Here is a 16,903-nt window from a genome sequence, read left to right on the forward strand (position 1 = left end):
AACCTCTATTATTTCCGTTTGTCGTTACCGTACTGCACCACCTCTTCGCATACGACGTCTGATGCGCTTAATAAAACGAGCCACTTTCCATGCTCGTTTGATGCAGTAACCATACATAAAGAATACAAGCAAAAACAATGCCAACATGACCCATTCTGGGATAAATGTTAAGCGTTCACCAATAATTCCTATGCATGCCAAAAATGCAGCCGCTAGGGTAATTAGTACAAAAGCACCTTTAGGCGTAAAACCTGAACGCATGATTAAATGGTGAATATGTTGACGGTCCGGTGAAAATGGACTCATTCCCTTACGAATACGTCGATACATTATTGCAACCATGTCCATCAACGGGATTGCAATGATCCAAAGCGCTGTAACAGGATTCAGTGGATGTACTGTTTCCTGAGTTGATTCAACTAGGATCCAAATAATCGTAAAGCCAATAAGTGTACTTCCAGCATCCCCCATAAAGACCTTAAAACGTCGGCCTAACAAACCTAAATTTAAAAAGATATAAGGAAGGATAGCGGCAATGAAGGCAAAACACCAAAATGCTAACGCATAGTTACCACTTTGATAAAGTAAAAAGCCTAATGCGCCAAAAGAAACGCACGATAACCCACCTAACAGGCCATCAATACCATCAACCATGTTAAACGCATTAATAGCTGCCCAAACAGCAAATAGCGTCACAATATAACCAAACGGCCCGAGCACTAGCTCCCATGGACCAAAAGCATAACCTAATGATTCTAATTTTAGGTCGGCAACCGTCATCATCACGACAGCAACAATTGCCTGTACACCCGCTCTTAACTTCACACTGATATCAAACCGGTCATCCAAAGCGCCAATCAAAACAAGTAGGCCTGCACATATTAGGTATAACCATTTGTGAGGAATGTATTCCTCCGTTATCACAAATGCGAAGCAGATGCCAAAAAATACCGTAATCCCTCCCACTAAAGGAACTAATCCTACATGTTTTTTTCGGAAGTTAGGTTTATCTACCAGCCCGATTTTCGTTGCAACAACTCGAGCGATAAAAATAAATACTAACGTGAACAAAAAAACATAAAAAAGACTGGCAATAAATTGTGCGGTGTCCACGAGTCAACTCTCTTATTCTTTATCTAATCAACCTAAAACTAAAACGTTTAAGCCCATGCAGATCCTATGACCGACAGCTAATGCATTATTCTCTCAAAAGAAATAACTGCTATAAGACGAGTCTTTAATCACGACTATTATAACTATATAAAAATTTACCCAGCTCAGTTATCAGTGTAGTTTTTTATACAGCTATGCCTTATCTGCCGATTTTATACTTAATAAAAGCAAGATGCATGCCATAACGAACTGTTATTTTCTATGATGCTAATTTTAAGTTGCTTTTTTGTTTAATAAATGAACCTTTTCTGACAAGTCAAAAAACGCCATTACCAAAATGACATAATCTTTAAATAAATGAAGACATTGAATGCATGTATTACTTCAAACCAATCAATCTTGGAATAAAACAATAATCAATTCTATGCAACGAATTGATTTTCCATTTTGTTACACCAAAAATCCAATATAAAAAATATTATTTTTTTAATAACCCTATTTTAATCATCATAAATGATATTTAATTATTATAAATTAGAATCATTCAATGATGATTTCGTTACTATAAATATAAACTTAACTTATATTTTTTATGAGTTACAAACGGATACGGATATTATGCAGGGCAAAATAAATGCAATATCCATTTGAAAATCAAAAAAAATAGCCATAAAAAAAGCGCTGTCATCGACAGCGCTTAATCCATTCAACCATGTTGAAAATTTAGCGATTATGCTCTTTTCATAAAGTCGAAAAATTCTTCGTTAGTTTTCGTCATCGCTAACTTACTGATGAGGAATTCCATCGCATCGATTTCGCCCATAGGGTGAATGATCTTACGGAGGATCCACATTTTTTGTAATTCATCTTGTGAAGTCAGTAACTCTTCTTTACGTGTACCTGAGCGATTATAATCAATCGCAGGGAAAACACGTTTTTCAGCAATTTTACGAGACAGGTGTAATTCCATGTTACCTGTACCTTTAAACTCTTCGTAAATGACTTCATCCATTTTCGAGCCTGTGTCGACCAGTGCTGTAGCAATAATCGTTAAGCTACCACCTTCTTCCACATTACGAGCTGCACCGAATAAACGCTTAGGACGATGTAATGCGTTTGCATCGACACCACCTGTTAATACCTTACCCGATGAAGGAACAACGGTATTATAAGCGCGAGCCAAACGAGTAATGGAGTCGAGAAGAATAATCACATCTTTCTTATGCTCAACTAAACGTTTTGCTTTCTCGATAACCATTTCAGCAACTTGCACGTGACGTGCTGCTGGCTCATCAAACGTAGACGCAATCACTTCACCTTTCACTAAGCGCTGCATCTCGGTCACTTCTTCTGGACGCTCATCAATCAGCAGAACCATCAATACGCAATCTGGGTAGTTATGTGCAATGTTAGCGGCAATATTTTGCAGTAACATTGTCTTACCTGCTTTTGGTGGAGCAACAATCAAACCACGCTGACCACGGCCAATCGGAGCCGCTAAATCCAGAACACGTGCCGTTAAATCTTCTGTTGAACCGTTACCACGTTCCATACGAAGACGATTATTAGCATGTAATGGGGTTAAGTTTTCAAAAAGAATTTTGCTGCGGGCGTTTTCAGGTTTATCAAAGTTAACTTCATTAACTTTTAACAGGGCAAAATAACGTTCACCTTCTTTAGGAGGACGGATTTTTCCTGAAATTGTATCACCTGTACGAAGGTTAAAGCGGCGAATTTGGCTGGGGGAAACATAGATATCATCGGGACCTGCGAGGTAAGAGCTGTCTGCTGAACGGAGGAAACCAAATCCATCCTGCAATATCTCCAACACGCCATCGCCAAAGATATCTTCCCCGCTTTTAGCATGCTGCTTTAAAATCGAGAAGATAATATCTTGCTTTCTCATACGGGCTAAGTTTTCTAGCCCCATGTTTTCGCCTAACGTAATCAATTCTGATACTGGCGTATTTTTTAATTCGGTAAGATTCATAATGGTGGGTTCTTTAACTCGGGGTAATTCTCGAACTATGAACGTAAATTGAAGACAACTATATATAAGATATATAACTGCCAGCTTAACTTTATAACGCCCTGTTGATAGTTACAAACAGAAACCATTAACAATGCGTAAAAATTCTTGCGCTTATTCTTGCTAAGACTGCACTAACATATCGCGGCGATTCATCTGAATGATGTGCGGCTTATTATTAGAAACACAGACAATATTAGCAATAGTTTTTTGTACATTTAAGACAACATATATCTCAATATGGCAAATTGTCAGCTTTCAACGCACGAAAAAACAAAAGCGCCACTTTGCAATCTCCACTAACCTAAATAACCCTTAACAGTTGCTGTTTATCACTATCATAAATTGATATTGTAAATGTACCACGAAAGAAATAATTGAACGTTGTAAGCGCAACAACTCAATTTTCAATTGATAATTTCAGAAATCAACACATTATCAGCCCTAGATCACATGATATGAACCACAACTGAACTGACAAACCAGATATTTTTGATAAGAGCAACGGATTACAAGGTAATTCATTCGGGTGCGATATGGAGATTGAGGATAACTTACCATGCTTCAATCAGGACGTCTAGCGGTCCCCTCTATAAAATAGATGTACCGCTAAACGTTTTATCTAAACTAACAACGATAACTTACAGATTTTCGTCTAAAAATTCTTTCAACTGCGCTTTAGATAATGCACCCACTTTTGTTGCCGCTACACTACCATTTTTAAATAGTAAAAGTGTTGGGATACCACGAATACCATATTTTGGTGCTGTAGCAGGGTTATCATCAATATTCAGTTTTGCGATAGTCAGTTTGCCTGTATATTCTTCAGCAACTTCATCAAGAATTGGCGCGATCATTTTACAAGGACCACACCATGCTGCCCAAAAATCGACAAGAACAGGTGAACCAGCTTTCAGTACTGCGGTCTCAAAACTTGCATCAGTGATATGAATAATTTTGTTGCTCATGTTGTACTCCAATGGATCATTTTTGCAGTCTTAGTGTAACATTAATTGGCAGCAGTATGCTTTATTTCAAAAGATACACTTTCGTAAACCAACCGTTAACTGATATTCTACCACACTATGAGTAAAGCACACTTGACAGAAAAGAAGTTTTCCGACTTCGCCTTGCACCCAAAAGTCATTGAAGCCCTGAATAAAAAAGGCTTCAATTTTTGCACGCCTATACAGGCTTCTACCTTGCCTTTCACTGTCGAAGGCAAAGATGTTGCGGGGCAAGCGCAAACTGGAACCGGAAAAACGTTAGCATTTTTACATAGGTATGATCTTTAGGAGTTGAAGAGGTGCTTCATTCGTGATCTAATTGATTTACCAGAAAAAAAAGATCACCTTTGCAGGAAAAACGAATGAAGCAACAACAAGATACCCGATTTTCGAGCGCTTTTGAACGATTTTTTTCAGCAGCAGAGCTTGATGCGCTTGGCAAGCAATCAGGCTTTATGAAGCGGCGGCGGCAGGTGACGCCACAGAAGTTTTGCATGGCGCTGGTCAGTGCGCTGGGTGCAGGAACAACGAATTCGATTGCCGATGTGCACCGGCAATTTAACCATATGCACTCAACGGACATAAAGCTTAAACCCTTTCATAAACAGTTGGTTAAAATGGCTGCTCCTGAATTTATGCGTGAAGTGTTTGAAAAGGCGCTGGCTCTGCATCTCCCTGATATGTTTGCTATCAGGAATAAATATCAGGACATGTTCAAGCGCATTATTTTACAAGATGGCACCAGTTTCGCTGTACATGACGACTTAATGTTCTATTTTCCAGGACGTTTTAATGAAAATAGTCCGGCAGCGGTTGAGTTACATGTCACTTATGACGTGTTTAAGGGGCAACCTGACGGTGTTAGTCTGACTGAGGACACGGCACCCGAGCGGGACTATTTGCCTTCACCCGCCTCTTTATCAGGCTGCTTATTTATGGCAGATGCAGGTTATTTTTCAAAAGCTTATATACAACAGCTTCAAGAAGCCTGCGCGTATTTTATTATGCGGATGTGTAACCGTGTTAATCCAATGGCGGTTTGTACTAAGACTCAGCAGATGAAGCCGCTGAAAACATGGTTAAAAGAATTACCCAATGCAGGTGTATTGGATTTAGATGTGCAGTGGCCGAATGGCCCGGTTTATCGTTGCGTTGCATTTGCAGCATTAGATCACAAAAAACGTCATGTATTGGTCTGCACTAACCTTGACCGTGAGCAGTTTCCTCCAGCTGTTGTGGGTGATTTTTATCGTGTTCGCTGGCAAATAGAATTATTATTCAAAGAGTGGAAGTCGATGAATAATTTAAATAAATTCGATACAGGTCATGCCACAATCGTTGAGACATTAATTTGGGGTAGCTTGCTGGCAGCAACCTTAAAACGCTGGCTAATCAACGCGGCACAAAAGAAGTATAACCGGGTGTTGTCGCTTTTTACCGGAGCAAAAACTGCCCATATGTGGTGGATACCATTTTGCTTTGATATAGCCATGAGTCGTGGTACGGATTTAGCAAAAGCCATGAATAACGCGCTGGCATTTTTAGCGCAACATTGCCAACGGCAAAATGTTAAACGAGACCAAATAAGTGGCGTATATAAGCTGCTTAATAACACAAATAAATCATTGGGTTAGGTCGTTAAGGTCATACGTATGAGCATTTTTAACGTCTACATTTCATTATTTACTAACTCACCCTGCCATTGAGGGGAAACAAGCCAATCAGCCTCGCGCTCTTATCATGGCACCAACGCGTGAATTGGCGGTACAAATCTACTCGGATGCCAAAGAACTTGCCGAGTATACTGGCTTAAAAATGGGGCTTGCTTATGGTGGCGATGGTTATGATGAGCAATTAAAAGTGCTACAACGTGGTGTTGATATCCTAATCGGCACGACTGGGCGTTTAATTGACTACGCTAAACAAGGGCATGTTGACTTAGGTGCAGTACAAGTTGTTGTCCTTGATGAAGCGGATCGCATGTATGACCTTGGCTTTATTAAAGATATTCGCTGGCTATTTCGCCGTATGCCATCCGTCGCTGAAAGATTGAATCTCCTCTTTTCAGCAACGCTTTCTTATCGCGTAAGAGAACTGGCATTTGAACAAATGAGTAACCCTGAATATATTGAAGTCGAGCCATTACAAAAAACAGGTCACCGTATTAAAGAAGAACTGTTTTATCCTTCAAATGAAGAAAAAATGCGCTTGTTACAGACGCTACTAGAGGAAGAGTGGCCAGAGCGTTGCATCATTTTTGCTAACACCAAACATCGTTGTGATGAAATTTGGGCGCACCTTGCTGCTGACGGACATCGCGTTGGTCTCTTAACAGGGGATGTCGCTCAAAAGAAACGTCTGCGCATTTTAGAAGAGTTTACACAAGGCAACCTTGATATTTTAGTGGCGACCGATGTTGCAGCCCGTGGCTTACACATTCCTTCAGTGACCCATGTTTTTAACTATGATTTACCTGACGATTGTGAAGACTATGTACACCGTATTGGTCGTACCGGCCGAGCCGGTGAAAGTGGTCATTCAATCAGTCTCGCTTGTGAAGAGTATGCGTTGAATCTACCGGCTATTGAAGACTATATTCAACATTCGATTCCAGTGAGCAAATATAACAGCGAAGCGTTATTAACCGACCTTCCGACTCCGAAACGTCGCCATCGTCCGCGTCCAGGAGGGCCTCGTCGCAATTCAAATTCGCCACGTCGCCATAATGGCCCACGTAATAACCATAAACGTTCAGGCTGAGTGATAACGATATGCTGAAATCCTCTTCTCTCTATGCAGCGATTGATTTAGGTTCGAACAGTTTTCATATGCTGGTCGTTCGTGAAGTTGCGGGTAGTATTCAGATTATTTCAAGAGTAAAACGCAAAGTGCGTCTCGCAGCGGGTTTAGACAGTCAAAATAGGCTGTCAGAGCAAGCTATGGAGCGCGGTTGGCAATGTTTGCGACTTTTTTCTGAGCATTTACAGGATATTCCTAGCTCTCAAATACGTGTCGTCGCAACTGCAACATTGCGGTTGGCAAAAAATGCCGATATTTTTGTGCAAAAAGCCAGTGAAATTCTAGGTAATACCGTTAAGGTCATTCAGGGAGAAGAAGAAGCACGTTTGATTTACCAAGGTGTTGCCCATACAACCGGCGGCCCTGATCAACGGTTAGTGGTGGATATCGGTGGTGGTAGTACAGAGCTTGTGGCGGGAACAGGAGCCAAAGCCGAGCAATTATTCAGTCTTGAAATGGGCTGTGTCACTTGGCTTGAAAAATATTTTAGTGACCGCGCGCTGACGGAAGAAAATTTTGCGCAAGCAGAACGTGCCGCGCGCGCAGTTATTGCACCTGTTGCCGAGACGTTAACACGTCATGGTTGGAAAATTTGTGTTGGCGCATCGGGTACCGTTCAGGCCATCCAAGAAATCATGATTTCGCAAGGGATGGATGAGCTGATCACTCTCGATAAACTACAGCAGCTCAAATATAAAGCGATTCAATGCCATAAGCTTGAAGAGCTAGAAATTGAAGGTTTAACGTTTGAGCGAGCACTCGTATTCCCAAGCGGCCTATCAATCCTCATCGCTATTTTCGAAACCCTGTCGATTGATAATATGACCCTCGCCGGTGGTGCATTACGTGAAGGTCTGGTCTACGGCATGCTTGAATTACCGATAGAACAAGATGTTCGTGCGCGAACATTGCGGAATATTCAACGCCGTTTCCAAGTGGATATTGAGCAAGCCGCCCGTGTGAGTCAATTAGCTGAACATTTCTTTTTGCAAGTCGCCAAACACTGGGAGCTCGACCTACGCTGTCGTGAGTTATTATCCAGTGCGTGTGCCTTACATGAAATAGGCCTGAGTGTGGACTTTCGCAAAGGCCCTGAACATGCCAGCTACCTGATCACCAACCTAGATTTACCCGGTTTTACTCCGGCACAAAAACGCTTATTAGCAGCACTGTTACGTAATCAGCAAGGCCCTGTTGATCTTGCCACACTGAGTCAACAAAATGCGCTCCCCATGCAACAAGCCTACTATTTATGCCGCTTGCTGCGTTTGGCGATCATTTTTGCTAGCCGTCGACGTGATGACACATTGCCGGCATTGAGGCTTCAGGCTGAATCGGATACCCTCACGATTGTATTACCATATCGTTGGTTAGCGGAGCATCCATTACGATCAGAAAACTTGCAACAAGAAGTTCAATGGCAAGGTTATGTTAACTGGCCTTTGAAACTTGAAGAACGCAATAGTTCCAATAGTTAGTTTTTCCCCCTCACACTCGATAAGCACAAGCAGTGTGAGGGGCAATCTCCTACTTATCTTTTTTATTCAGTCCTAGACGGGCCTTAATATCGGCAAGTGCTGATTGCCCTTTTTGCATTCGCTCCTCCGCCGTAACGACTTTCCGCTGTTGCTCCCACTCTAAATCATCTTGTGGTAATTCTAATAAAAAGCGGCTTAACTCAGGTCGGATTAGCTCCCCATATTGGCGACGTTCACGACAATGACTAAAAAAGAGCTCTTTTTGTGCCCGAGTAATTCCAACATAAGCTAGACGGCGTTCCTCATCGATATTGTCTTCATCAATACTGCTTTGATGTGGTAACAGCCCTTCTTCCATACCGACTAGGAAAACATAAGGAAACTCAAGCCCTTTTGATGCATGTAAGGTCATTAACTGAACTTGGTCTGACTCTTCATCATCTTCACCTCGTTCCATCATGTCACGTAACGTGAAACGCGTTACAACCTGATCTAACGACATTGGGTCATTCAAGTCGTCGCCTTCTACCATTTCACTCATCCACGTAAACAATTGATTCACGTTTTTCATCCGCATTTCGGCAGCTTTAGTACTGGCGGAAGTTTCATACAACCAGCTTTCATAATCCATTTCACGCAGCAAATCACGTACCGCTATCAATGGCTCACGTTCAGCCAATTTCACAATCTTGTCCATCCAATGAGCGAATTGCTGAAGCGCGTTTAATCCTTTGCCTGTTAACGTTTGCTCTAAGCCCAAATCAAAACTGGCTTGATAGAGGCTCTTGCCCCGCTGATTAGCCCATTCACCAAGCTTTTGGATTGTTTTCGGACCAATTTCACGACGTGGCGTATTCACGATACGCAAGAAAGCACTATCATCTTCAGGATTAGTCAGTACCCGCAAATACGCTAATAAATCTTTTATTTCAGGACGAGAAAAAAAGGAGGTTCCCCCTGAAATGCGATATGGGATGCGATTTTGCATCAACATTTTTTCAAAAATACGAGATTGGTGGTTACCACGATATAAAATCGCATAATCTTTATATTGTGTTTTATTGATGAAGTGATGAGCAATCAATTCACCAATCACCCTTTCTGCCTCATGATCTTCATTGTTGGCGGTAATCACTTTGAGTGGCGCACCGTAGCCCAGTGTCGAGAACAATTGTTTTTCAAATACATGAGGGTTATTGGCAATCAAAATATTTGCCGCTTTGAGTATTCGCTCAGATGAACGATAGTTTTGCTCCAACTTAATCACATTCAGTTTTGGAAAGTCTTGACTTAACAGCACCAAGTTTTGTGGTCTAGCACCACGCCAAGAGTAGATAGATTGATCATCATCCCCTACCACCGTAAAGCGCGCGCGCTGACCAACCAACAACTTAACCAATTGATATTGGCTAGTATTGGTATCTTGATATTCATCCACCAGCAAATAACGAATTTTTTGTTGCCAACGTTCGCGAACCTCTTCGTTATGCGACAAAAGTAACGTTGGCTTACTGATAAGGTCATCAAAATCCAATACGTTACAGCTTCTTAAATGTAATTCGTAGCGGCGATAGCATTCAGCGAAATGGTGCTCTTTTTCACTTCTGGCACGCGCCAATGCTTGATCAGGTGATAATAGATCATTTTTCCAATTTGAGATCGATGAGATCAATTGCTGTAAAAGATCTTTATCCTCTTCTAATAAATCAAAGGTTAGCTCTTTTAGTAATGCCATTTGGTCCTGATCATCAAACAGAGAAAAGTTCGCTTTAATACCTAATGCTTTATATTCTCGCTTGATGATCTCCAAGCCAAGAGTATGGAATGTCGAGATAATCAACCCACGCGCTTCTTTTTTACCCAAGGTTTGGGCGACACGCTCTTTCATCTCACGCGCCGCTTTATTGGTAAACGTTACCGCAGCGATTTGACGAGGCTGATAGCCACAATGGCGGATCAGATGCGCTATTTTATTGGTAATAACTCGGGTTTTTCCCGAACCGGCACCCGCCAGCACAAGGCATGGGCCATCCACAAATTCAACAGCCTGCTGTTGGCTTGGATTTAATCGCATGGTTTCTCTACATCACTTAGTTATTCAAAATGGAACTCTCTACGGATTGTAGCAGAAACCTAGCCAACTCTTGAGCAACGATCCTTTATAAAAGCAAAAAACCACATCATTCATTAGACCGATGTGGTTCTGTTCTTTTTCTTTTATAACATCAATACATTTTTCTAAACTATTCGCGTTAGAGGAAGGCGGCAAAGGAGGTTATCCCAAGGAGCATACATTAAGTATGTGACTTGGGTAACCGAGTGAAGCCAACGCACCTATCACGCGAAGAGTGACGAAAAAGGAGGTTATCCCAAGGGGCATACATTAAATATGTGACTTGGGTAACCTCCGTTCAGCCAACGCATCTATTGATGCGGAGAATGGTAAGGATTATTGCGCGCTAGAGATTTTCTTCATATCCGTCATATAACCACGTAATGTCTTACCGATTTTCTCGATAGGATGGTTACGAATCGCTTCATTCACATCACGTAGTTGCGCGTTATCAGTGCCATTATCAGCAACAGGTTTAGCTAAATCACCGGCTTGCAGTTTACTCATAAAGTCTTTCAGCATTGGAACGGCTGCAAATGAGAACAGGTAGTTACCATATTCTGCGGTATCTGAAATAACCACGTTCATTTCATACAAACGCTTACGAGCAATCGTATTGGCAATCAGCGGCAATTCATGCAGTGATTCGTAATAAGCAGACTCTTCAAGAATACCCGCTTCTAACATCGTATCGAATGCTAACTCAACCCCTGCTTTAACCATTGCAACTAACAGAACGCCATGGTCGAAATACTCTTGCTCCGAAATCTTACCAGTATATTCTGGGTAATTTTCAAACGCCGTTTTACCTGTTTCTTCACGCCAAGCCAGTAGGTTTTTATCATCATTAGCCCAGTCAGCCATCATAGTTGCTGAGAATTCGCCTGAGATAATGTCATCCATATGTTTTTGGAATAAAGGCGCCATGATGGTTTTCAATTGTTCTGACAGAGCAAATGCACGCAGTTTAGCTGGGTTAGACAGGCGATCCATCATCAGCGTGATACCACCTTGTTTCAAGGCTTCGGTAATGGTTTCCCAACCAAACTGAATCAATTTGCCTGCATAGCCTGGCTCAACACCATCAGCAACCATTTTGTCGTAAGACAGCAAAGCACCAGCTTGCAACATACCGCACAGGATAGTTTGCTCGCCCATCAGGTCAGACTTAACTTCAGCAACAAATGAAGATTCTAATACCCCAGCGCGATGACCTCCCGTTGCAGCAGCCCAAGCTTTAGCAATTGCCATTCCTTCACCTTTCGGATCATTTTCAGGATGAACCGCAATCAGCGTTGGAACACCAAAGCCACGTTTGTATTCTTCACGTACTTCAGTACCAGGGCACTTCGGTGCTACCATCACAACAGTAATATCTTTACGAATTTCTTCGCCAACTTCGACAATGTTAAAACCGTGCGAATAACCTAAAGCCGCGCCTTGTTTCATCATTGGTTGAACAGCACGAACAACGGTTGAGTGCTGTTTGTCTGGCGTTAAGTTAATCACTAAGTCAGCTTCTGGGATCAACTCTTCATAAGTGCCCACTTTGAAACCATTTTCTGTCGCTTTGCGCCATGATGCACGCTTCTCCGCGATAGCTTCAGCGCGCAGTGCGTAAGCAATATCTAAGCCCGAGTCACGCATATTCAAGCCTTGGTTTAGGCCTTGAGCACCACAACCGACGATGACGATTTTTTTACCTTTTAAGTATCCTGCTTCATCAGCAAACTCTTCGCGCTTCATGAAACGACACTTGCCTAATTGTTCCAACTGCTGACGCAGATTCAAAGTATTAAAATAATTCGCCATTGTCTTACTCCATTGTTCTGTTGTGTTCGTTATGTCAGGCCCTTGGCCCGTCGCTTTTATTAAGCGGTTATGGTTTTACTATATGCGATGATTTGCATTGCTTAAATTGATATATTAACAATACAATGTTGCATATTTTGCAACGTCATATTTATTGAATCTGAGGCTAATACAAAAATGGATATTCGTGATTTAAAGCTATTTCTTCATTTAGCAGAAAGCTGCCATTTCGGTCGAACCTCTAAAGCAATGTATGTCAGCCCCTCAACCTTATCGAGACAAATTCAACGCTTAGAAGAACAGCTAGGGCATCCGCTATTTATTCGTGATAATCGTTCGGTAAAACTGACGCAAGCTGGAGAGCATTTAAAACAATTTGCTCAACAAACCTTATTGCAATATCAACAACTGCAACATGTTCTCAATCAACAAAGCCCCTCTCTCACGGGTGAGCTACGCCTTTTTTGTTCAGTAACAGCCGCCTACAGCCATTTACCACAGGTTTTAGATAAATTCCGAGCCCTTCACCCACTCGTTGAAATCAAACTCACCACAGGGGATGCTGCCGATGCCGTCGATAAAGTCGAAACCAAAGAAGCGGACTTAGGGATTGCCGGTAAACCGGAACGCCTTCCTGATAATGTAAAATTTACTAAAATTGGTGAAATTCCATTGGTTCTGATTGCTCCGGCATTGCCTTGTGCGGTACGCACCATGGCGACAGAACCACAACCTGATTGGTCTGCCATTCCTTTTATCCTGCCTGAACACGGCCCCTCAAGAAAACGTATCGAACTATGGTTCCGTCGCCACCACATCAATAACCCCGTGATCTATGCAACCGTCTCTGGGCATGAAGCAATCGTCTCAATGGTCGCGCTTGGTTGTGGTATCGCTTTGATTCCGAGCGTCGTGGTTGATAACAGCCCAGAACCGGTACGTAGTCGTATATTACAATTAGATAATATTTCGCTAGTGGAGCCTTTTGAACTAGGCGTTTGCTCACTTAGCAAACGCCTTAGCGAACCCTTAATCAAATCATTCTGGCAACTACTCCCAGAAAGCTTAATCTAATGTTTGAGGGAGACGTTGGGGCGCTAAAAAGAAACGGAAAGAGGGATTCCCCGTTTCATCATGATATTCATAGCCTAATGCATCAAGGTGCCTATCAAAGCGAACTTCTGGTCCAGATAACTCAAACGCGGCTAACACACGCCCGTAGTCAGTGCCATGACTCCGATAATGGAACAGTGTAATATTCCAATAGGTACCTAACGTCTCTAAGAATTTCAACAGTGCCCCGGGGGACTCAGGAAACTCGAAACTATAGAGGCGCTCTTCCAATGGTTTCGATGGGCGACCACCAATCATATAGCGGACATGTAATTTTGCCATTTCATCATCGGAAAGGTCAGCCACTTCATAGCCGTTCTGTTGTAGCTCCTGAATTATTTCAATTCGCTCACTTTCCCCGCCATTAAGTCTTACCCCAACAAAAATACACGCGCGGTCAGGATCTGCATCGGTATAACGATAGTTGAACTCCGTGATAGACCGATGACCTAGCAACTGACAAAAGCGTAAAAAGCTGCCTTTTTGTTCAGGGATCGTAACGGCAAGTAGTGCTTCCCGCTGTTCACCAATTTCACAGCGCTCAGACACATAACGTAGCCCATGAAAGTTCATATTGGCGCCAGACAAAATATGCGCTAAACGTTCGCCTTTAATATTATGCTGTTGCACATATTTTTTCAGGCCCGCCAGCGCCAATGCACCGGATGGTTCGGCAATAGCACGTACGTCTTCAAAAATATCTTTCAAGGCTGCACAGATCGCATCGCTATCTACCGTGATCACATCATCGACATATTGTTGGCAGAGACGAAATGTTTCATCCCCAATACGTTTTACTGCCACACCTTCTGCAAATAAACCAACTCGAGGTAAGTCAACCGGATGGCCAGCCTCTAGCGCTGCTTTTAAACAGGCGGCATCTTCTGCTTCAACGCCGATGATTTTAATTTCTGGCATTAATTGTTTGATTAAAACCGCCACCCCCGCGATTAGGCCACCACCACCAACAGGTATAAAAATTCGGTCAAGATGCACATCTTGTTGCAGTAGCTCTAATGCAATCGTTGCTTGACCTGCAATGACCGCGGGATGATCGAAAGGAGGAACAAAGGTATAGCCCTCTTGAGCTGCCATCTCAATGGCTTTTGCTTTCGCCTCATCAAAATTAGCGCCATGCAAAATGGCCTCGCCCCCAAAGTTACGTACTGCATCAACTTTGATATCCGCTGTCGCAACAGGCATCACAATTTTTGCTTTCACACCAACACGGCTCGCCGATAAGGCTACCCCTTGAGCATGGTTTCCCGCAGAAGCGGTCACGACACCTTTCGCTTTTTGCTCATCGGTCAACCCTGCAATCATGGCGTAAGCACCGCGCAACTTAAAACTATGCACAGGCTGCCTATCTTCACGTTTAACGAGGATCGTATTTCCCATACGAGCCGAGACTTTGCTCATTTCTTGCAATGGCGTAACTTGAGCGACTTCATAAACCGGCGCACTCAGCGCCGCTTTTAGATAATCAGCACTCGTTGGGGCTGATGGTAATGGTTTTGCAGCTGCCACCGTTAGCCTCCCAACTTAGACTTATCGCGTACAGCGCCCTTATCTGCACTGGTTGCAAGAGATGCATAGGCACGTAAAGCAAAAGAGACTTCACGCTGACGATCACGTGGTGTATAAGCTTTATCACCTCGCGCTAATTCCGCATCACGGCGTTTATTTAGCTCATCTTCACTCACATCCAAAGCAATGGTTCTCTTTGGAATATCAATATCAATGATGTCACCATCCTGTACTAAGGCTAACAAACCACCACTTGCTGCTTCCGGTGAAATATGACCGATCGATAACCCAGAACTTCCCCCAGAGAAACGACCGTCTGTAATCAGTGCACAGGCCTTACCTAATCCCATCGATTTAAGGTATGACGTCGGATAGAGCATCTCTTGCATGCCTGGACCGCCTTTCGGGCCTTCATAACGAATAACAACCACATCACCTTCAACAACCTTGCCACCAAGTATCGCTTCAACAGCATCATCTTGGCTCTCATACACTTTAGCGGGGCCTCGGAACGTTAAACTTCCTTCATCAACACCCGCAGTTTTTACAATACAACCATCTTCGGCGATATTACCGGCTAATACCGCTAATCCGCCATCTAAGCTATAAGCATGTTCAATATTACGAATACACCCATTTTCACGGTCAGTATCCAAGGAAGGCCAACGGCAACTTTGCGAGAATGCTTGTGTTGTGCGAATACCCGCAGGCCCCGCTAAAAACATCGATTTAACTGACTCATCTTTCGTCAACATGACGTCGTATTGCTCAAGCGTCTGTTTAAAAGTCAGCCCCAGAATATTTTTCACATTTTCTTGTAATAAACCTGCTCGGCTCAACTCACCTAAAATACCAATCACACCACCAGCACGGTGAACGTCTTCCATATGGTATTTCTGGGTGCTCGGCGCGACTTTACATAAGTGCGGAACTTGACGTGACAAACGATCAATATCCGCCATGGTAAAATCAACCTCTGCTTCTTGCGCGGCAGCAAGCAAGTGCAATACGGTATTTGTCGATCCTCCCATCGCAATATCCAGTGTCATCGCATTTTCAAACGCGGCTTTGTTGGCGATATTACGTGGTAATGCACTTTCATCATTCTGCTCATAATAGCGTTTTGTCAGTTCGACAATGCGTTTACCCGCATTAATGAAAAGGGTTTTACGGTCAGCATGAGTGGCTAATAAGGATCCATTTCCGGGTTGTGATAAGCCAAGCGCTTCTGTTAAACAGTTCATCGAGTTAGCGGTGAACATTCCCGAGCAAGATCCACACGTTGGGCAAGCCGAACGTTCAATTTGTTCACTATCCGCATCACTGACATTAGGGTTAGCACCTTGGATCATCGCATCGACCAAGTCCAACTTAATGATTTGATCTGAAAGCTTCGTTTTACCCGCTTCCATTGGGCCACCTGAAACAAATATCACCGGAATATTCAAACGTAATGACGCCATTAACATGCCCGGTGTGATTTTGTCACAGTTGGAGATACAAACCATGGCATCTGCACAGTGCGCATTCACCATATATTCAACAGAATCTGCAATTAACTCACGGGAAGGTAAGGAATAAAGCATCCCGCCATGCCCCATAGCGATACCATCATCAACGGCAATCGTATTAAACTCTTTCGCAACACCACCCGCAGCTTCAATTTGCTCAGCAACCAGCTTCCCTAGGTCGCGCAAATGAACGTGCCCTGGAACAAATTGAGTAAATGAGTTAACCACTGCAATAATTGGTTTTCCAAAATCAGCATCCGTCATACCGGTGGCACGCCATAATGCACGAGCGCCTGCCATATTACGGCCATGAGTGGTTGTTGCTGAACGGTACTTAGGCATATCTTTACTCCCGTGTTTTAAAACAGGCGGGGAACGACCGCCTGTAAGTCTGTTTATAT

Annotated in this window: 10 protein-coding genes and 2 pseudogenes; 5 read left to right on the top strand and 7 right to left on the bottom strand. The window is 43.0% G+C overall.

What is annotated here, in order from left to right:
* Positions 1-24 precede the first annotated feature (24 nt).
* From wecA to trxA, 3 genes are all read right to left on the bottom strand, one after another.
* The gene (gene wecA / locus M1F03_RS17615; RefSeq protein ID WP_163863287.1) at positions 25-1,113 is read right to left on the bottom strand and encodes a UDP-N-acetylglucosamine--undecaprenyl-phosphate N-acetylglucosaminephosphotransferase; all 1,089 of its coding nucleotides are present in this window, start codon (positions 1,111-1,113) and stop codon (positions 25-27) included.
* Positions 1,114-1,843: 730 nt separating this feature from the next.
* Positions 1,844-3,103, bottom strand: coding sequence for a transcription termination factor Rho (gene rho / locus M1F03_RS17620; protein WP_318840033.1), 1,260 nt, complete (start codon positions 3,101-3,103; stop codon positions 1,844-1,846).
* Positions 3,104-3,783: 680 nt separating this feature from the next.
* Entirely contained in the window at positions 3,784-4,110 is a 327-nt protein-coding gene (gene trxA, locus M1F03_RS17625) for a thioredoxin TrxA (protein WP_096617951.1), read from the bottom strand.
* A gap of 117 nt (positions 4,111-4,227) precedes the next feature.
* Between trxA and M1F03_RS17630 the strand changes: the two are divergent.
* From M1F03_RS17630 to gppA, 4 genes and pseudogenes are all read left to right on the top strand, one after another.
* A pseudogene (locus M1F03_RS17630) lies at positions 4,228-4,419 on the top strand (DEAD/DEAH box helicase); the annotation flags it as partial.
* A gap of 92 nt (positions 4,420-4,511) precedes the next feature.
* Positions 4,512-5,783, top strand: a complete 1,272-nt coding sequence (locus M1F03_RS17635; RefSeq protein ID WP_000813355.1) for an IS4-like element ISPa13 family transposase — start codon at positions 4,512-4,514, stop codon at positions 5,781-5,783.
* Positions 5,784-5,805: 22 nt separating this feature from the next.
* Positions 5,806-6,909: pseudogene (rhlB, locus tag M1F03_RS17640) on the top strand (ATP-dependent RNA helicase RhlB); the annotation flags it as partial.
* Positions 6,910-6,920: 11 nt separating this feature from the next.
* Positions 6,921-8,426 carry a guanosine-5'-triphosphate,3'-diphosphate diphosphatase gene (gppA, locus tag M1F03_RS17645; protein ID WP_154623515.1) on the top strand — a complete coding sequence of 502 codons (1,506 nt, stop codon included), beginning with the start codon at positions 6,921-6,923 and terminating at the stop codon, positions 8,424-8,426.
* A gap of 49 nt (positions 8,427-8,475) precedes the next feature.
* Here the strand turns inward: gppA and rep are convergent, their stop codons facing one another.
* Positions 8,476-10,500: a DNA helicase Rep gene (gene rep / locus M1F03_RS17650; protein WP_163863289.1), complete on the bottom strand. Its 2,025-nt coding sequence runs from the start codon at positions 10,498-10,500 to the stop codon at positions 8,476-8,478.
* Between the two features lie 375 nt (positions 10,501-10,875).
* Entirely contained in the window at positions 10,876-12,351 is a 1,476-nt protein-coding gene (gene ilvC / locus M1F03_RS17655; protein ID WP_154623517.1) for a ketol-acid reductoisomerase, read from the bottom strand.
* Between the two features lie 177 nt (positions 12,352-12,528).
* Here ilvC and ilvY point away from each other — a divergent pair, with 177 nt between their 5' ends.
* On the top strand, positions 12,529-13,425 hold the full coding sequence (gene ilvY / locus M1F03_RS17660) for an HTH-type transcriptional activator IlvY (protein ID WP_154623518.1): 897 nt from the start codon (positions 12,529-12,531) through the stop codon (positions 13,423-13,425).
* On the opposite strand, the gene ilvA is transcribed toward ilvY, so the two are convergent.
* Both ilvA and ilvD read right to left on the bottom strand, forming a co-directional pair.
* Positions 13,417-14,991: a threonine ammonia-lyase, biosynthetic gene (ilvA, locus tag M1F03_RS17665; RefSeq protein ID WP_251464775.1), complete on the bottom strand. Its 1,575-nt coding sequence runs from the start codon at positions 14,989-14,991 to the stop codon at positions 13,417-13,419. The genes ilvY and ilvA overlap by 9 nt on opposite strands.
* A 2-nt stretch (positions 14,992-14,993) precedes the next feature.
* Positions 14,994-16,844 carry a dihydroxy-acid dehydratase gene (gene ilvD, locus M1F03_RS17670; RefSeq protein ID WP_163863294.1) on the bottom strand — a complete coding sequence of 617 codons (1,851 nt, stop codon included), beginning with the start codon at positions 16,842-16,844 and terminating at the stop codon, positions 14,994-14,996.
* Positions 16,845-16,903: the final 59 nt, after the last annotated feature.

The organism is Providencia sp. PROV080 (assembly GCF_033688105.1).
Lineage (GTDB): Bacteria > Pseudomonadota > Gammaproteobacteria > Enterobacterales > Enterobacteriaceae > Providencia > Providencia zhejiangensis.